19 protein-coding genes are annotated in these 17,861 nt (G+C 47.2%); 11 read left to right on the plus strand and 8 right to left on the minus strand.

Going from position 1 to position 17,861, the window contains the following annotated elements; all coding sequences use genetic code 11:
* Positions 1-110 precede the first annotated feature (110 nt).
* Positions 111-275 carry an anti-adapter protein SpxO gene (gene spxO, locus LQ247_RS04195; protein ID WP_095323667.1) on the plus strand — a complete coding sequence of 55 codons (165 nt, stop codon included), beginning with the start codon at positions 111-113 and terminating at the stop codon, positions 273-275.
* Between the two features lie 23 nt (positions 276-298).
* On the opposite strand, the gene LQ247_RS04200 is transcribed toward spxO, so the two are convergent.
* Positions 299-1,645 (minus strand): sensor histidine kinase, encoded by a 1,347-nt coding sequence (locus tag LQ247_RS04200; RefSeq protein ID WP_026580088.1) that lies wholly within the window; start codon positions 1,643-1,645, stop codon positions 299-301.
* The gene (locus tag LQ247_RS04205; protein ID WP_023856226.1) at positions 1,642-2,316 is read right to left on the minus strand and encodes a response regulator transcription factor; all 675 of its coding nucleotides are present in this window, start codon (positions 2,314-2,316) and stop codon (positions 1,642-1,644) included. Before LQ247_RS04205 ends, LQ247_RS04200 begins: the two co-directional genes overlap by 4 nt.
* 238 nt (positions 2,317-2,554) lie before the next feature.
* Here LQ247_RS04205 and LQ247_RS04210 point away from each other — a divergent pair, with 238 nt between their 5' ends.
* The gene (locus tag LQ247_RS04210) at positions 2,555-3,925 is read left to right on the plus strand and encodes a S1C family serine protease (protein WP_095292314.1); all 1,371 of its coding nucleotides are present in this window, start codon (positions 2,555-2,557) and stop codon (positions 3,923-3,925) included.
* A 296-nt stretch (positions 3,926-4,221) separates the two neighbouring features.
* On the opposite strand, the gene LQ247_RS04215 is transcribed toward LQ247_RS04210, so the two are convergent.
* Positions 4,222-4,686 (minus strand): Dps family protein, encoded by a 465-nt coding sequence (locus LQ247_RS04215; protein ID WP_020452896.1) that lies wholly within the window; start codon positions 4,684-4,686, stop codon positions 4,222-4,224.
* Positions 4,687-4,779: 93 nt separating this feature from the next.
* Positions 4,780-5,622 carry an oxidoreductase gene (locus LQ247_RS04220; RefSeq protein ID WP_231005603.1) on the minus strand — a complete coding sequence of 281 codons (843 nt, stop codon included), beginning with the start codon at positions 5,620-5,622 and terminating at the stop codon, positions 4,780-4,782.
* Between the two features lie 142 nt (positions 5,623-5,764).
* Between LQ247_RS04220 and LQ247_RS04225 the strand changes: the two genes are divergently transcribed.
* From LQ247_RS04225 to LQ247_RS04235, 3 genes are all read left to right on the plus strand, one after another.
* On the plus strand, positions 5,765-6,919 hold the full coding sequence (locus LQ247_RS04225) for a D-alanyl-D-alanine carboxypeptidase family protein (protein WP_026580086.1): 1,155 nt from the start codon (positions 5,765-5,767) through the stop codon (positions 6,917-6,919).
* Positions 6,920-7,029: 110 nt separating this feature from the next.
* Positions 7,030-8,814 carry a M3 family oligoendopeptidase gene (locus LQ247_RS04230; protein ID WP_231005604.1) on the plus strand — a complete coding sequence of 595 codons (1,785 nt, stop codon included), beginning with the start codon at positions 7,030-7,032 and terminating at the stop codon, positions 8,812-8,814.
* A 79-nt stretch (positions 8,815-8,893) separates the two neighbouring features.
* Complete coding sequence (locus LQ247_RS04235; protein WP_020452892.1) at positions 8,894-9,340, plus strand: YusW family protein; 447 nt, start codon at positions 8,894-8,896, stop codon at positions 9,338-9,340.
* Positions 9,341-9,380: 40 nt separating this feature from the next.
* Here LQ247_RS04235 and LQ247_RS04240 read toward each other — a convergent pair whose 3' ends face one another.
* Complete coding sequence (locus tag LQ247_RS04240) at positions 9,381-10,358, minus strand: ABC transporter substrate-binding protein (RefSeq protein WP_231005605.1); 978 nt, start codon at positions 10,356-10,358, stop codon at positions 9,381-9,383.
* A 152-nt stretch (positions 10,359-10,510) separates the two neighbouring features.
* On the opposite strand from LQ247_RS04240, the gene LQ247_RS04245 reads away from it, so the two are divergent.
* From LQ247_RS04245 to LQ247_RS04265, 5 genes are read left to right on the plus strand one after another with little or no spacing between them, the layout of a single operon-like run.
* Complete coding sequence (locus LQ247_RS04245) at positions 10,511-11,512, plus strand: FecCD family ABC transporter permease (RefSeq protein ID WP_231005606.1); 1,002 nt, start codon at positions 10,511-10,513, stop codon at positions 11,510-11,512.
* On the plus strand, positions 11,509-12,564 hold the full coding sequence (locus LQ247_RS04250; RefSeq protein ID WP_035400297.1) for a FecCD family ABC transporter permease: 1,056 nt from the start codon (positions 11,509-11,511) through the stop codon (positions 12,562-12,564). The genes LQ247_RS04245 and LQ247_RS04250 overlap by 4 nt, the downstream gene beginning before the upstream one ends.
* Positions 12,565-12,581: 17 nt before the next feature.
* Positions 12,582-13,400, plus strand: a complete 819-nt coding sequence (locus tag LQ247_RS04255) for an ABC transporter ATP-binding protein (RefSeq protein WP_020452888.1) — start codon at positions 12,582-12,584, stop codon at positions 13,398-13,400.
* Complete coding sequence (locus tag LQ247_RS04260; RefSeq protein ID WP_231005607.1) at positions 13,393-14,133, plus strand: IucA/IucC family C-terminal-domain containing protein; 741 nt, start codon at positions 13,393-13,395, stop codon at positions 14,131-14,133. The genes LQ247_RS04255 and LQ247_RS04260 overlap by 8 nt, the downstream gene beginning before the upstream one ends.
* Complete coding sequence (locus tag LQ247_RS04265) at positions 14,134-14,385, plus strand: YusU family protein (RefSeq protein WP_020452886.1); 252 nt, start codon at positions 14,134-14,136, stop codon at positions 14,383-14,385.
* Between the two features lie 29 nt (positions 14,386-14,414).
* Here LQ247_RS04265 and LQ247_RS04270 read toward each other — a convergent pair whose 3' ends face one another.
* The 3 genes from LQ247_RS04270 to LQ247_RS04280 all read right to left on the minus strand — a co-directional run bounded on the left by LQ247_RS04270 (position 14,415) and on the right by LQ247_RS04280 (position 15,256).
* Complete coding sequence (locus tag LQ247_RS04270; RefSeq protein WP_009329552.1) at positions 14,415-14,756, minus strand: spore coat protein; 342 nt, start codon at positions 14,754-14,756, stop codon at positions 14,415-14,417.
* Between the two features lie 10 nt (positions 14,757-14,766).
* A complete protein-coding gene (locus LQ247_RS04275) occupies positions 14,767-15,018 on the minus strand; it encodes a hypothetical protein (protein WP_023856221.1) in 252 nt (83 codons plus the stop codon).
* Positions 15,019-15,094: 76 nt separating this feature from the next.
* A complete protein-coding gene (locus LQ247_RS04280; RefSeq protein WP_020452884.1) occupies positions 15,095-15,256 on the minus strand; it encodes a YuzL family protein in 162 nt (53 codons plus the stop codon).
* A 209-nt stretch (positions 15,257-15,465) separates the two neighbouring features.
* Between LQ247_RS04280 and LQ247_RS04285 the strand changes: the two genes are divergently transcribed.
* Entirely contained in the window at positions 15,466-17,856 is a 2,391-nt protein-coding gene (locus LQ247_RS04285; RefSeq protein WP_075212654.1) for a 3-hydroxyacyl-CoA dehydrogenase/enoyl-CoA hydratase family protein, read from the plus strand.
* Positions 17,857-17,861: the final 5 nt, after the last annotated feature.

Below are 17,861 nucleotides of genomic sequence, written 5' to 3' on the forward strand. Positions count from 1 at the left end.
CTCCGTTATATTTTTAACTAGATTGTAACTTGTTTTTTTGTTTGATATTATTTATATTATAAAGTAAGGTGACCGAGTGGTCAAAATTTGTGGAGAAAGGGTGAAGGTTGATGAAAGAAATCGATGATATGATCAGGCGTCTGCGCAGCAGGGGAATTAAGGTGGACAAAGTCAAATATCCAAAGCATGTCCTGTGCGAAAAGAAATGGATGAAAAAGCCGAAAAGCACGATGAAGCCCAGCTATCGGGATTTCAACGGCTATTCGTTTATATGAAAAAAGACTGCAGCGTCTACAGTCTAATTTCGCGGAACGGATATTGAGTAGCACACACCGGTTTGATCATTCCGAATGGTCATGTCAGCATGGTGGAGCGTCAAGATTCGTTTAACGATGCTGAGTCCAATGCCGAATTCGCCTTTCTTCCCTTTATTAAAAGGCTCATACAGGCTGGAAAGCATCTCTTCTTCAATGTGTGGTCCGTCATTTTTAATGGTGATCAACGTATGTTTTTTCGTCGACCTGACGCTGATTTCAATGCATGTCTCCGCATAGCGGATCTGGTTTTCAAGAACGTTTTCCAACAGCTTGCTCCATTGTTCTTGATCGCCCGTCAACATTGTTTCCTCTTCAAGATCAATCTTCCAGTTCAATTCTTTTTTGGACCATTTCAAGCGTTCAACAACTTCTTTAATGACCTCTTGTATATCAAAAGTTCCGTACTGTCTTTCTTGTCTCAGCAAATAATCAAGCTTTGTCAGATAAAGAAGATCCTTGATTTTCTTTTCAAGTTTTTCAGCTTCGCCTTCAATGACTTCAATCGTGTTTTCCAAATCTCCTTTAGGGTAGATGCCGTCTTTGATCGATTGGGTATACCCGCGGATGACCATGACCGGCGTTTTCAGATCGTGGGAGATGTTTTGCAGGAGGGTGCGTTCTGTCTCATCTTTCTGGATGAGCTTTTGCCGCATGTCCTCAATGGTGTGTCCGAGCTTGCCGATTTCGTCTTCCCTGTCGACAATCACGGGATCATCCCAGTCCTGTTTAGAGATTTGTTTGACGTGTTTTTCAAGCGTGACGAGCGGTCTTGATAAATATTTCGCCAGCCAGATGGAAGGAATCCAGCTCAGCAAAATGACGACAATCAAAATAAACAGCAGCTGCTTAAACAGCGTATGGGACAAATCGTCCCTGTATGAATCAAGCGCATAGGACAATAGCAGAAACGTCTGGTCCTGGGTCTGGATTTTTTTGAGCACAAAGAAAATGTGCTCTCCGTTGACATTCTCCGAATACCTTTTTGAGGACTCGTCCTGTCTTTTGCCGAGCTTCTGAACCTTCTCGATAAATGAATCAGGGAGAATCTGCGGGCTTTGGTAGACGGTTCCTCTCTCAGGCAGCAGGACGTGCTGAACGTGGCGGTTTGTGCTTCGTGAGCCGCTGCTTCCGCCGAAGCCTCTTTCCGGTGAATCGGAAAATCCGTATTCTGTCAGAACATGCTGCTCATTTTCAATGTTCGTATAAATTTCGTCAGTAAAAAAGTTCTGCAGTGTTGTCGAGAATAAAAACGTCAGCAAAATCGAGACCGTTAACAGGATGCCGCAAATGACACTCCAAATTTGAAAGGCGAGCGACCTGTTCTTCATGATTTCAACATCCTGTAGCCGAACCCGTAGATGGTTTCCACTTTCAGTTCGGGCATTTTCTTGCGCAGCCTTCTGACAAGATCGTCAACGACGCGGTCGGTTCCGAAGTAATCGTCTCCCCAGACGCTGGTGAGGATATCCTCCCTTGAAAAGGCGCGGCCTTTGTTGTTTATAAATAGAAGCAGAAGATCAAATTCCTTTGACGTCAAATTGATCATGCTGCCATTTTCATAGACTTCTCTCAAGTCTTCATAGACTTCATAGCAGGAAACCGGCGTTCCTTTTTTCATTTCTCCCGGTTCTTCTTTATATATCAGCTTGAGCAGCTTTTGTACGCGGATGATCAGTTCCCTGGGGAGAAACGGCTTAGATATATAGTCACTGCTGCCCAGCTCAAGCCCCAGCACTCTGTCAATATCGGCATCGCGTGCAGAAATAAAAATGACGGGGACTTCCGGATCATGATTTTTTATTTCTTTTATTAGCGTATACCCGTCGATATCTGGTAACATGATATCGAGAATCCATAAATGAGGTGACTGGCCTATTTTTTGCCTGGCACTTTCACCGTTTAGAAAAGAAGTGACGTGCCAGCCTTCACTCTCTAAGTATTTTGTCAGCAATTCATTTAAATTCTCTTCATCTTCAACTAGATAAATGGAGTATGACAAGGGCGGTTCACATCCTTTCTACGTCATTATACTAGTTTTAACATAAGTCTGGTCAATTTTCATAATTTCACATATTCTTTTCATTTTTATCCCACAATGTTTTCGTAACATACTCATCAGGGAAGAAAGGGAATGAAAACAGAGTGAACGACGGCCGGGTCTCTTTTTTTGTGGATGTTAAAGCTTTTATGCCATTTGCGATAGTTGAAGACAAGAAAAATAAAGGAAGTGTACGCTTATGGATTTTAGACGCGATGACGAACAAAAACATGCAAATGAAGAGCAGCTTCGCGAAGAAGCGCAGACGCCGCAAACGGCAGGTTCTGAGGAGCAGCAGTCAGAACAGCCGGCAAAGGAGCCCGAGCTGATTTTAAAGAAAGATACAGATGATCAGTCAGATCTTACGAATAAAGAAACCGCTGCAGCCCTGGAAGATGCCAAGGAAACGAGAGCGGCAAAAGAAAAGCGGCGTAAGGCTTCGTGGCTGAGCCCGATTTTGGGCGGCATCATCGGGGGCGGTTTAGTGCTTGGAATCTCTCCGTATCTTCCGGGCGATCATCCGAGCGAAACCGCCGGAACCGAACAGACAGAGCCAAAGCAGTCGCAGAATTTCAACACAAAACCTGTCACAAACGCAGATAACGTGCCTGATATGGTGGAAGATTTGGAGCCTGCAATCGTCGGCGTTTCAAATATTCAAACGAGCTTCGGCTTCTCTGAGGACGACGTGGAGGAAAGCGGCACGGGATCAGGCGTCGTCTTTAAGAAAGACGGCGGCAAGGCCTACATTATTACAAACAACCATGTCGTTGAAGGCGCTTCGAAGGTAACCATCTCCTTATACAACGGTAAGACAGCGGATGCCAAGATTATCGGCAGTGACGCTTTGACTGATCTGGCTGTTTTAGAGATCAGCAGCAAAGGCGTTGATAAGGTTGCAAGTTTCGGAGATTCCGCAAAACTTCGCGCCGGTGAAAAAGTAATCGCGATCGGGAACCCTCTTGGCCTTCAATTTTCAAGAACGGTTACAGAAGGTATCATCAGCGGTGTCAACCGGACAATTGAAGTCTCCACATCTGAAGGGAATTGGGATATGAACGTCCTTCAGACAGATGCGGCGATCAACCCTGGAAACAGCGGCGGCCCTCTGATTAACAGCAGCGGGCAGGTCATCGGCATCAACAGCCTGAAGATCAGCCAAAGCGGTGTTGAATCACTTGGTTTCGCGATTCCGAGCAATGATGTTCAGCCGATCGTTGACGAGCTTTTGCAAAAAGGAAAAGTGGAGCGGCCTTTCCTGGGTGTGCAAATGATCGATATGCAGCAGGTGCCGGAACAGTATCAGCAAAATACGCTTGGCCTTTTCGGAGACCAGCTCAATAAAGGCGTGTACGTCGATAAAGTATCGCCGAAATCGCCTGCGGCTGATGCTGGCATGAAAGCCGGCGACGTCATTACCAAAATGAACGGCAAAAACGTCGAAACCACTTCAGATCTCAGAAAAATTCTTTATACTGAAGCAAAAGCAGGAGATACCGTCACATTTGAGGTGCTGAGAAACGGAAAGCAAACAACAATGAAAGCAAAGCTTGCGAAAAGCAAATCATAAATAAAAGCCATGGCGTCTGCCATGGCTTTCAGCGTGTCGCCAAACCCTCGCATTCGTTGTCAAGCCTGCGCGTCGGTGCTCACGAATAGAGGAAGGATCGGCGGCTAACCGCCCAGGCGTCCTGCCTAAACGCCGCCGTCATCACATCCTGTGAAAGTCAGCTTCCGATGCTCGGCTTTCCTAGACTGCAAGGGTTGAGGGTCACGCTGAAAGGATGACAAAATCCCAAAACTAAAAGCCGTTTTGGGATTTTGTCAACAATCTGAAGCCATGGCGTCTGCCATGGCTTTTTCATATTACTTGTCCAAAAATGAACTAAGCATCCAAATTTGCTTATCAATTTCCTCTGTCAGGGCGATATAAAGGTCAGCGGTAGAATGGTCTGATTTTTCTTCCGCCAGTTCTATGGTATGCTGAATTTCATCGCGGATTTGACGGTAATCGCTGACAAGTGCGGAAACCATTTCTTCGGCCGTTTTTTCGGATCCGTTTTCCTCGATTGTGCCGTGGTCAAGGTATTCTTTCATTGTGGCAAGCGGCTGTCCGCCGATGGCCAGCAAGCGTTCCGCGACCACATCTGCCGTTTCTGCGGCATGGTTGTAAAGCTCTTCGAATTTTTCATGAAGGGTAAAGAACTGCGGCCCTTTTACATACCAGTGAAAACGGTGAAGCTTCGTGTAGAGAATGAACCAGTTGGACAAATTCGTATTCATTGAGTTTTCAAGTACAGGATTTTGCTGTTTTAATTGTTGAGAGATCATGTGATATTTCCTCCTCGTGTTTTCATTTGTTAATTATATTATAACAAATATAAGATTAAAATCAATACTAAATTATAATTATTTTAAATAACCTTATTTAAACAAATTTTTAATGACCGCGCGTTCCCAAATCCTCCATGGCAGGGCGCTGTGGAGGAGGATCATGAGGCGGACGCCCCTGCCGATCGGATAGCGCAGCCTGTTCAGCCGCTTTTTTACAGCGAGGCGGCAAATCAGTTCAGCCACATCATCAGGGTTTCCGTAATGTTGGCGGTTCGCCGCAATGTAGGCGGAGATTCGCTCAAAATATGTACTGTACCGTGATTCGGCTTCAGGTGCAGTGACCTGGGCGGCAAATGATGTCTCCCAAATCGCCGTCTGATACGATCCCGGCTGGACGACGGCCACATCGATTCCGAATGGGCGGAGTTCGAGGCGGAGGCTTTCTGAAAAGCCTTCAACCGCATGCTTTGATGAAGCATATGCCGAGAAAGCGGGGAAAGCGATCTGTCCGCTGATACTGCTCAGATTAATGATTTTGGCGCCGCTGTGTTTCTTCATATAAGGAAGGATCGCTTTCGTTACCGCCATCAGGCCGAAAACATTTGTCTCATACTGTTTTCTGTAGTCGTCAAGAGAAAGCTCTTCAGCAAATCCGCCGTATGCCGTTCCTGCATTATTGACGAGAACGTCTATCTGTCCGTACGGTTTCAGCTCTTCGGTAAATGTTGAAATCGATTGTTCGTTTGTGACATCTAGTTCAGTGACGGCAATCGATGAATCGATCGAAAGCTCCGCTATGCGGTTCCGTAAAGCTTCCGCTTTTTCGGGATGGCGCGCCGTTGCGATGACGAAATGAGTGCCGGCGAGTTTTAAAGCGGTCAATAAACCAAATCCGCTCGTCGCGCCTGTTACGATGGCGATTTTATTATTCAATGAGTTTCCTCCATTCAAAATTTTGGCTTGTTGACAAAAAAAGGCTTGTCAGCGGCAGTTTATCATTGATAAAATTTAAAAAGTGCTAAAAGACCTATTTTTTATAAAAAAACGCAAGAGAGAAAGAAGGCAGGGTGACACGATGAATGTTAAACGATCCCTCCTGTTCATTATTGTACTATGTCTGACGCTGTTTTTTCATAGCTCGGCTCAAGCAGGAGAAAAAAACAAACCGGAAATTAAAAGTGTTTCCGCCATATTGATCGATGGGAAATCGGGGCAGGTTCTCTATGAAAAAAACAGCCGCAAAAAAATGTACCCGGCCAGCATTACAAAAATTGCCACGGCGATTTATGCAATAGAAAACGGAAATCTAGAAGATCGTGTGAAAGTCAGCAAAAATGCTGCTCAAACGGAAGGATCAAGCGTATATCTGGAAGCGGGGGAGTCGGTTCCATTAAAACGGCTGCTCCAAGGGCTGCTGATGAATTCGGGAAATGACGCCGGAACGGCGATCGCCGAACATGTCAGCGGAAGCGTGAAACAGTTTGCGGATGATTTGAACGCGTTTATTGCTGAGCATGCCGGAGTGCATGACACTCATTTTGTGAATCCTCACGGACTGTTTGACAAAAATCATTATACGACGTCCGCCGACATGGCGAGAATTACCGAGTACGCAATGAAAAACAAAACGTTTCGAGCGCTTTTTTCGGAAAAGCAAACGTCATGGCACGGACAGACGTGGGACACGACGCTGAAAAACCATCACCGAATGCTGACAGGTGAGATTCCTTACAAAGGAATAACCGGCGGCAAAACAGGATTTGTGGATGAATCAAAGCATACCCTTGTCACAACGGCAACACGGGGCAGCCTTAATTTAATCGCCGTCATCATGAAGGCCGATAGCAAGAAAATGATGTACAGCGATACAAAAACGCTTCTGGATGAAGGATTTCACAATTACGAGACACAAGAACTCAAAAAGGGAGAGGCGTTTACCGACCAGAACGGGACAAGCCATGAACTGAAAAACCCTTTATACGTGACGAAAAAGAAAGGCGAAGCCCTAAGTGAAAATGTAGACAGCGACGGAATTCTGAACATTAAAGGGGAGGACGGCAGGCTGCTTCAGGCCCTGCAAATCGCAGAACCATTCAGCGCGGAAATATCAAGCGGCACAGATGCTGTTCAAGGCCCGCCGCAAAGTAAAGGCGGATTGTATTTATTTGTGTTCGGCCTAATCGGTTTATTGACGGCCAGCTATGCGGTCAAACGGATGAGGCAGCTGTAATATGATCAGGGAAGAGGCGTGCCGGCTCACAAGCCGGCCGTTTTTTATTTGCCCTGAAAAGCCAAATTTATCTTATAATGGAAACAAGCCAATGAAAGGGGACGGGAACAATGACATTTCATCAACTTAAAGATACGTGGGATCTCGAGGTTTTCTTTAAAGGCGGGAGCGGCTCCGTCGAGTTCCGTCAATATTTAAATGAAATTAAAGCGCTGCTTTCAACTTTTAAACGCTCTGCCGAGGCTCTTACCGTCTCAAAAAGCGGTCTTGATGAATTGAAGGAAACACTGGCGCTTTTTGAAACAATTGATGTTAAAATCCGCGAAGCAGACGCTTTTGTCGGATGTCTCCAAGCGCAGGACACTGCGGATTTAAAGGCGAATGCCCTTAATTTTGAGGTCACCCAGCTCGCTGCCAATGCTCAGAAGGCGCTGGTCGTGCTTGACAGCAAATTTGCCGTTGTCTCAAATGAAGAATGGGAAGCGATCCTTCAAGAAGCAGGCATTTCCAATATCGCTTATATTTTGAATGAGAGAAGGGAGCGGGTAACGGAAAAGCTTGGTTCCGAACAGGAAACATTGATTCAAGGTTTGTCTGTTGACGGATATCATGCTTGGGGTGATATGTACGACAGCATCGTCGACCAAATTCAAATCCCGTATGAAGAAGATGGCGAGACGAAAATTCTGTCTGTCGGACAGGCGCAGAACCTGACATCTAAACCTGACAGAAAGATCCGCCGCTCCGTATCGGAAAATTTGGACCACGGCTGGGAACAGCACGCTGATTTGCTCAGCAGCACGCTGAATCACCTCGCCGGTTTCAGACTGAACGTCTATGAGGCGAGAGGCTGGGACAATGTATTAAAAGAACCCCTGGACATCAATCGCATGAAGCAGGAAACCCTTGATGTCATGTGGCAGGTCATTATTGATCATAAAAAGCCGTTTGCAGACTATCTTTCCCGGAAGGCGTCTATGCTTGGGATGGATAAACTGAGCTGGTATGACGTCGAAGCGCCGATCGGTTCAGCGGCAAAGGAATATTCGTATCAAGAGGCAGCCGCTTTTATTACCGGGCAGTTTAAAACGTTTGGAGAAAAGCTCTCCTCCTTTGCCGAAAAAGCGCTCAGAGACAGATGGGTTGAAGCTGAGGACAGGGGAGGCAAACGCCCGGGCGGCTTTTGCGCCAATTTTCCTGACAGCGGGGAATCGAGAATATTTATGACATTTGCAGGAAGCCAGTCAAACGTTTCCACGCTGGCGCATGAGCTTGGCCATGCCTTTCATCAGGAATCCATGCTGGACGTCAGACCGCTAAACAGGGCGTACGCGATGAACGTGGCGGAAACCGCGTCTACTTTTGCAGAAATGATCGTGGCTGATGCGGCATTAAAACAAGCCGGTTCAGACGAAGAAAAACTCGTCCTTCTGGAAGATAAAGTCCAGCGAAGCGTCGCCTTTTTTATGAACATTCACGCGAGGTTTCTATTTGAAACCCGCTTTTACGATGAACGAAAAAACGGCGTCGTATCCGCCGGAAGACTGAACGAGCTGATGGAAGAAGCTCAGAAAGAAGCGTTTTGCGGCGCGCTTGGCGAGTATCATCCGTATTTTTGGGCATCAAAGCTTCATTTTTATATTACGTCTGTCCCGTTCTACAATTTTCCTTATACGTTCGGCTACTTGTTTTCGCTTGGCATTTACGCGCAAGCGCTGAAAGAGGGGGCGGCGTTTGAAGAAAAATATATCGCGCTCTTAAAAGATACAGCCTCCATGTCTGTTGAGGAACTGGCGATGAAGCATCTCGGCGCCGATCTGACGAAGCGGGATTTTTGGGAAGCGGCCATTCAGCCGGCTGTCCGTGATGCAGAAGCATTGTTAGAGATGATATAAAGGCTTCCGCTGAGAGATTGAATGAGTTTCCGCAAAGTGGACATAGCTAAGGATAATGTGCATAGAGGAGATGAACGGTATGAACCTATTTCGGATGGCCGTTATCGCTCTCGTCATGATCCTGATGACCGGCTGCCGTTCAATAGCGGAAGAACATGCCGAAGGCAAGGAGGCCGTTCCCGATAACGCTCCTGTTTCAGATGTGGAAAGCGTGCCTTACGCTGCATTTGCATTGGAAGTGAACTATGGCCGTGGAAAGCACAATTCGTTTACAGCCGTATACGACAAACAGGAGCGGGAAGAAGCATCGATTAAAGACCACCTGAACGGAGCGGACCGCGAAGGGGAAGAAGCTTTAAACGAAATGAAAATGGTTTTAAGCGAGCTTTCGATCGCCAAATCCGATTCAAAGCAGGACGTGATCAGCAATGTGCTCGAGGCTTTCAATCTTGATGAGCGATATGACCTGTTTCATCTGCGGGTGAAATGGCCGGATGGTACGTCAAGAATCTATCACGGAAAATAAACAAAAGAGCATTTCCAACGGCGGAAATGCTCTTTTTTGCTTACGATTTTAAAAAGTATTTTTCGATGTCATCAAGGAACAGATACGCTGCTTTGACACCGCCGGCCGTCGTCCAGATCGCATCGTCGACTTCGTGGGCGTTTCCGGTTTTGACAGCGTTCAATTTTTTCCAAAGCGGATCGCTTGTCCAATCGTTTTGCCATGTTTCGGCCTCTATTTTGCTTTCGGCAGGTTTATATGTGAAATAGAACAGGACATCCCCATCCATTTCAGGGATCGATTCTTTATTTTCCGTCATAAAAACAAATTTGTCGTCTTGTTTTTCAAACAGTTTTTCCTGTTTTTCCGGATACTTAAAACCGAGCTGATCCAAGATGATTCCCGGGAAAGAATCTTTATAGTAAATCCTTGATTGGCCGGCCATAAATCTGACAACCGACACCCGTTTCTTTTTCTGGTCGCCGAGCTTGTCGCTTAATTCGCTGACTTTTTTATCGAAATCTTCTAAAACTTCTTTGCCCTTTTCCTCTTTGTTTACCGCTTTCGCGTAGAGGGAGAAGTTGTCTTTCCATTCGCCGCGCAGCGTTTCAGAGAAGACAGTCGGAGCAATTTTTTCAAGCTTGTCGTAGATTTTTTCATGTCTCATTTTATTCCCGATGATTAAATCAGGCTTTAGCTCGGCTATCGCTTCGATATTCGGTTCGCCTTCGAGCCCGACTTGCTTAACGCCTTTCATATCGGCTTGAATATGCTTATACCAAGGATCGCCTGTCCAGGATTTGACTGCACCCACAGGTTTGATTCCGAGTTCCAAAAGCGCTTCGGTTCCTTCATTTGTTAGGACGACGACTCTTTTTGGGTCTGCAGGCACTCGTTCTTCCGTACCCATTGCGTGTTTAACGGTGATCGTATCTTTATTCTCTCCGCCCTTTGCAGAGTCATCCTTGCCTCCGCCGCAGGCTGCAAGAATTGAAATCGCTAACAAAGCGATAAATCCAACAATTGACCATCTCTTCATGTGTGTCCTCCTTAGGTATGTAAGTCATTCATCCTGATCATAATTTTTGATCAGAATTTTGTCAATTGTTAATTGAAAATGATTTTCAAGATCAATGTTATCTGATACAATAACCAGTAGATGTTTCAGTCAAACTAGGAGAATTTTAATTTATGCTCTTAAGAACGAATAAATATAGAACAATCGCACTACTGTCTTTTATTTTGGTGTTGGTTGCCGCCGTTTGCGCTAGTATCGTATACGGTTATACGAATACGTCATGGTCGATGGCCTACAAGGCTTTTACCGGCTTCAGCGGCTCTAATGAACATCTTGTCATCAAAAACGTGCGTTTGCCGCGCGCGCTGATTGCTGCAACTGTCGGCGCTTCCCTCGGAGTTGCCGGCGCTTTAATGCAGGCGATGACCAAAAACCCGCTTGCTTCCCCGGGAATTTTCGGCGTGAACGCGGGTGCCGGTTTCTTTGTTGTTGGAGCGCTGTTTTTCTATCACGTCAGTTCGCTTCAGACGATTGCATGGATCTCGTTTTTTGGTGCAGCGTTTGCCGCGCTTGTCGTCTATTTTGTCGGCTCTCTCGGAAGGGAAGGGCTGACGCCGGTCAAGCTGACGCTTGCAGGGGCGGCGATGTCAGCGCTGTTCTCATCATTGACGCAAGGCATGCTTTCCGTTAATGAAGCAGCTCTTGAGCAGGCGCTGTTTTGGCTTGCGGGCTCTGTCCAGGGGCGCGACCTCAGCCTCTTGGTCTCCGTCCTTCCATATATCGTGTCGGCATTCATCATCAGCTTTTTACTCGGGTCGAAAATCAATGTCTTAACGATGGGGGAGGAAGTGGCAAAAAGCCTCGGTCAGAAAACGTGGCTGATCAAAGCGTTGATGGCGGTTTCGATTATCCTGCTTGCCGGGGGATCTGTCGCCGTCGCCGGGCCGATCGGTTTTATCGGTATTGTTATCCCGCATTTTGCAAAATTTATCGTCGGCCACGACCATCGCTGGGTTCTTCCGTACTGTGCCGTGCTGGGAGCCATCCTGCTTGTAACCGCAGACATTGGCGCAAGGTACCTGATTATGCCTGAAGAAGTGCCTGTCGGCGTCATGACAGCCATCATTGGGACACCCATTTTTGTCTATATCGCGAGAAGGGGGTTCCAAAAATGAAAAATTACCGCACGCTGAGAATCGGAAAAGGCGGCATTTCATTGTTGATCGGCAAAAAAGCGCTGTTTTCGTTCGTGATCCTATTGGTGTTGACGGCTTGTGCAGTCATCCTCAGCGCCGGCATCGGTGAACGTTTTATTTCTCCGGGCGCCGTCGCGAAAACGTTTTTGGGCATGGGGGATCCGGGCGATGACCTGATCATTATGTCCTTCAGGATGCCGCGGATTTTGGTCGCTCTGTTTGCCGGAATCTGTCTGGCGGCAGCCGGATCGATCCTTCAGGGTCTGATCCGCAATCCGCTCGCTTCGCCGGATATTATCGGTGTGACCGGCGGGGCTTCAGTCGCCGTTGTCTTGTTTTTAATGCTGTTTTCCAATAAAAACAATGCGCTTACGGTCAGCATCAGCTGGCTCCCGGTTGCCGCATTTATCGGCGCGGCTCTCGCCGGAATGCTCGTTTATTTTCTTTCATATAAAAACGGCTCTTCGACTTTCAGGCTCGTTTTGATCGGAATCGGATTTTCGATGCTTGCCCAGTCGCTGACGACATTGTTTATGATAAAAGGACCGATATACAGAATGTCTCAGGCGAACGTCTGGATTACCGGATCAGTATATGGATCGAACTGGCAGGATGTGAATATTTTAATGCCGGCTGCGCTTGTCCTTTTGCTGATATCCGCAGCCGCCGCCAGAAACGTCAACATTCAGACGCTTGGTGAAGAACTGGCGACAGGAGCGGGCAGCTCGGTTCAGCGGAACCGCTTTTTGCTCCTTCTGCTGAGCACGGCTTTTGCCGGAATTGCCGTTGCCTTTGCCGGAACCGTCGGATTTGTCGGTTTGATGGCCCCGCATATCGCAAGAAGGCTTGTCGGTTCATCATTCGGCGCCCTCTTGCCGGTTGCAGCGTTGATCGGAGGATTGCTTGTGTTGATTGCCGACATCATCGGACGCACGCTTTTTTCTCCCGTTGAAGTGCCTGCCGGTGTGTTTACTGCAGCGATCGGCGCCCCTTACTTTATCTACTTGCTGTATAAAAGCAGAAACCAATAAAAGGAGAGATTTCATTTATGAGTGCCATTTCAACAGAAACGTTAAGCTTAGGTTATGGAGAAACAATCATTATTGATGAGTTAAACTTAACGATCCCAAAAGGTGAAATCACCGTATTTATCGGCAGCAACGGCTGCGGTAAGTCGACTCTCCTTCGGTCTCTCGCACGTTTGATGAAGCCAAAGGGCGGTTCAGTGCTTCTCGAAGGCAGCTCCATCGCCAAACTTCCCACGAAAGAAGTGGCAAAGGAGCTGGCCATTCTGCCTCAAGGCCCTTCGGCTCCGGAAGGCCTGACCGTTCTCCAGCTCGTTAAGCAGGGGCGGTACCCTTACCAAAACTGGCTGAAGCAATGGTCGGCGGAAGATGAAGAGGCCGTGCAAAAGGCTTTGAAAGCGACAAGAATGGAAGAACTGGCTGAGCGCACAGTCGATTCCTTGTCAGGAGGCCAGCGGCAGCGCGCCTGGATCGCGATGACGCTCGCCCAGGAAACGGATATCATATTACTGGATGAACCAACGACATACTTGGATATGACGCATCAAATTGAAATTCTGGACCTTTTGTTTGAATTAAATGAACACGAAAAGCGCACGATCGTGATGGTGCTGCACGATTTGAACCTTGCCTGCCGCTACGCTCACCACCTCGTCGCGATTAAAGATAAAAAGATATATGCCGAAGGCCGGCCTGAATCCATTATCAACTGCAAGCTTGTGCAGGACGTTTTTGAAATGGACTGCGAAGTGACGAAAGATCCGCTTTTCGGCACGCCGCACTGCATTCCGTACGGAAGAGGAAGATGCATCGTCCAGCAGGTGGTTCAGTCCCATGCTTAATTTAACAAAAGAGGAGCTTGAGTCATTGCTTCGTTTTCGCCTTGGAACGAAGCAGACCGGCTCCTTATTCTCTGTTAAAGGAAACAAGCTCCTTGATGAGGATTTTTTAGAACGTTATGTAGAAGATATTAAAGACAGGCTGAACGCTCCGAATCAAAAAGTTGCGGCTTCAATGCTCGTCAAGCGCAGCGGGATGCTGGCTGCGCTGCATTTCTATCTGTTTACGGTTTGGGGAAAGCGCTTGCCAACCGCTCCTGCTTCCGTGTCATGGGAGATAGAAGCCGATGATCGAGGGTGGATGCCGTCGTTTTATTTTCACAAAGGTGCTGAGCTTATCGAAGCGGATCGCACCGAAGAACTGAAAAGATTGACTGAGGATATCTTCAGGTGCCACCTTGGCGGCCTGATCGCGGCCTGTCGGCGGGTATTTTCGATTTCAAAGCATATTCTTTGGGAAAATATTGCCGTTTATCTGTATTGGATGTATGACACGCTTCTGGAAGATCCGAAACTCAAGGCGCGGGCGGCGCAAGATTTTCATTTTCTTCTTTATGAAGCTGAGCCCTGTCTTTTTGAAGAAGGGGCGGACGAAAACCCTCTCAAAAGGTTTTATCCCGGACAGCATGCGGAGGACCGGACACGCACGACTTGCTGTCTGTATTATGCAACAGACAAAAACGGTGTCAAATGCAGGACATGCCCGAGAAATAAACGTAAAGAAAGGGTGTCGTGAGTGGAAAAACTAAAGGAGCAGCTGGATGGACTTGTTGAGAAATATACGGAGCTGCTTTTAGGCGAAACGGACGAAGAACTGAAAGAACAGGTGAAGATGTGGATCATCTACAGCCATATCGCCAAAAGCATGCCGCCCCTCGCCAAGCATTGGAACGGAGCTTATCCGGATGCGAAGCAGGAGATAAAAGAAGTAATCCGTCAAATTAAAGAACGAAATGAAGCGCACCGAGCGGCTAATCAAAAAAAATAAGCAGGGAGACTCCTCTGCTTATTTTTTGTTTATTGGTTTTGCTGATATGGCGACTGGTCTTGCAATGTAGAATGGAACTGCTGATAAGACTGCTGGATTTTCTGGGCATCTTCTGCCTCCACCTTGTACCATCCGTTTTGAAACATCACCTGGTACAATCTGCGCTGTACGTTTTGCGCCTCGTTAAACAGCGGCTGAACGGCTTGGTAAAGCGACTCATGGCTTAATTCATTAAGCGCTGTCGAGTATGCTGCCGTCATGTATTTTTCGGTTGTCAGCAGTTCGTTGACAAAATCCCTGTCATTCATCGCGCTCGTTTTCGGGACAGGAGTTTCCTGATTGCCGATTTTCTGTTGGTTTTGCTGATTCATCATTAACCTCCTATTGCATGTATGCTGACGGGTTTTGCGTTTGATTTTGTCGAAGCTGCTCCAATATCACATTGTAATGGTGATGGTGCATTTGTCCGACCCTGTCGAGTTCTGTTTTAAGAGACTGATCCTGGCACTGGTCCGCCATAAAATGCGCTTTTTTCATTGCGAGCAAGTTCCAGTTCAGCATATCCTGCAAATACAGATGATCCTTTGTTGAAATGACTGGCGGCGGTGTTGTCATTCCTTGCTGTTGCTGCATGAGTCTGCCTCCTTTTAGCGTTTATTTTTAGATTTCCTAACACAGCGGAAATTTATACCGGATGCTTAAAGGGGGCTTAGTGATCTTCAGGAACATCCATATTATGCTTTTTATATTGCTGGTTTTGGCTTGTCCGTTTTCCGCCCGCATCCGCCTTTTTATAATCCGGACCTGCATTGCCTTTTATGCTTGCGGCGCTGACTGCGGCTGAAGATGGATTTTTTCTTTCACGTACCAAGGCCTTCACCTCCCTCTCTATTGGTTTGTCCCAAAAGCGGGGAAACATGTAACCGCGGCAAAATAATACCCGCTGAAAAAATTTCAGAAATTTTGCACCAAGTTATTGAACTCGCTTCCAAAATCTTTTAAGATGAAAGAAGACAGGAGAGTTTATTTTTTTGGAGCAAAAATGAATGAGTATTCATTCAAAGTAGGGGAGGATCTTTCATGGTCAAGCATATTCGTAAAGCCGCCGTTATCGGTTCCGGTGTAATGGGTTCCGGAATCGCGGCTCACTTAGCCAATATCGGGATTCCTGTGTTACTGCTCGATATGGTGCCGCGTGAATTAACAGATGAGGAAAGAAAAAAAGGCCGCACCCTTGAAGACCCGGATGTGCGCAACCGGCTGGCACAGTCAGCCGTACAAAAGCTGCTAAAGCAAAAACCGGCTCCGCTGACATCGAAGAAGAATATCAGCCGTATCAGCACAGGGAACATGGAAGACGATTTTGAAAAAATTAAAGATGCCGACTGGATTATTGAAGTGGTTGTCGAAAACCTGGAGATCAAGAAGCAAGTGTTTTCAAAGGTCGATCAATACAGAAAACACGGAAGCATCGTCAGCAGCAATACATCAGGCATCTCCGTCAGGCAGATGGCGGAGGGAAGGTCCGCTGATTTTAAAAAGCACTTTTTAGGAACGCACTTTTTTAACCCGGCCCGCTATTTAAAGCTGCTTGAGGTGATTCCGATTGATGAAACGGATCCCGGGGTGCTGGACTTTATGAAGAAATTCGGCGAAGACGTCCTTGGCAAAGGGGTTGTTGAAGCGAAAGACACGCCAAACTTTATCGCCAACCGCATCGGAACCTACGGCTTGCTTGTCGCGGTTCAGGAAATGCTGAAAGGCGGCTACACGATAGGCGAAGTCGATTCGATTACAGGCCCGCTGATCGGACGCCCGAAAAGCGCAACTTTCAGAACGCTAGATGTCGTCGGGCTTGATACATTTTCGCACGTTGCCAAAAATGTCTATAACCAAGTCACTGGCGAAGAAAAAAACGTTTTCCGGCTGCCTGAATTTATTGAACAAATGCTCGAAAAAGGCTGGATCGGAAGCAAAGCGAAACAAGGTTTTTACAAAAAAGAAGGAAAAGACATCCTTGAGCTCGATCCGATGACGATGACCTACAGCAAACGCCAAACATTAAAAACATCGGGACTTGAAGCGGCCAAGCAAATGAAAGGCGCAGGAGCGAGATTGAAAGCGCTTATTTATTCAGATGACAGAGCGGGAAGCCTTCTTTGGAACATGACAGCTCCGACGCTTGTCTATTCGGCTGAGCTGACAGGGGAAATCGCTGACAGCATAACGGCGATTGATCAGGCGATGAAATGGGGGTTCGGCTGGTCGGAAGGTCCGTTTGAAATGTGGGACAGCATCGGTGTGAAAAACGCGGTGCAAAAGCTTGAAGCAGAGGGCTGGAAAGTCGCGGACTGGGTGAAGGAAATGCTCGCAAAAGGACATGAGACCTTCTACCTTAGAGAAAACGGAAAGACGTTCTGCTACTGTTTTGAAAGCGGCGAATACAGGGCGCTTCAAGAAAACAAGAAAACGATCCATTTGTCGTCACTCAAAGAAACAAAAGGCGTCATCAAGAAAAACAGCGGGGCAAGTTTGATCGATTTAGGCGATGATGTCGCACTGCTCGAATTTCATTCGAAAAGCAATGCAATCGGCCTCGACATCATCCAAATGCTCAAATTCGCTCTTGAGGAAGTAGATGCCAATTATAAAGGACTTGTGATCGGCAATCAGGGCAAAAATTTCTGCGTCGGAGCCAATCTTGCGATGATGCTGATGGAAGCCCAAGACGACAACTATATGGAAATTGACATGATCATCCGTCAGTTCCAGGAGACGATGATGAAAGTGAAATACAGTACCAAGCCGGTCGTCGCTGCTCCGTTCGGGATGACGCTTGGCGGGGGGACTGAGCTTTGTCTGCCTGCAGCCCGTGTTCAAGCTTCAAGTGAATCATACATGGGCCTCGTTGAAACAGGCGTCGGCCTGATTCCGGGCGGCGGAGGCAATAAAGAGCTTTATTTAAACTACTTGAAGGGGCTGCCTGAAGGCGTTAAACCGGATATCCAGGAGGCCGCCATCAAAACGTTTGAGACAATTGCTCTTGCAAAAACGTCGACTTCGGCTCAAGAAGCGAAAGAGCTGAACATCTTAACCGCAGAGGATCAAATCAGCATCAACCAGGATCACTTGTTATACGATGCTAAGAAACTCGTCCTGACACTTTCCGAAAGCGGCTACCGTCCGCCGGTGAAAAAGAAAGTTCCGGTGACAGGCGAAACCGGCTATGCGGCGCTCCTGCTCGGTGCGGAATCGTTAAAGCTGTCCGGCGCCATCTCTGAACACGACATGAAGATAGCGAAAAAGCTGGCGTTTGTCATCGCGGGCGGGAGGGTTCCGTTCGGCGCTGAAGTAACGGAAGAATACTTGCTCAATTTGGAAAGAGAAGCTTTCCTGAGCCTTGTGAGCGAACCGAAAACGCAGGCGAGAATGCAGCATATGCTTGTAAAAGGCAAACCTTTGCGTAATTAAGGAGG

This window comes from Bacillus sp. BS3(2021), assembly GCF_021043345.1.
In the GTDB taxonomy this organism is placed as follows: Bacteria; Bacillota; Bacilli; order Bacillales; family Bacillaceae; genus Bacillus; species Bacillus paralicheniformis.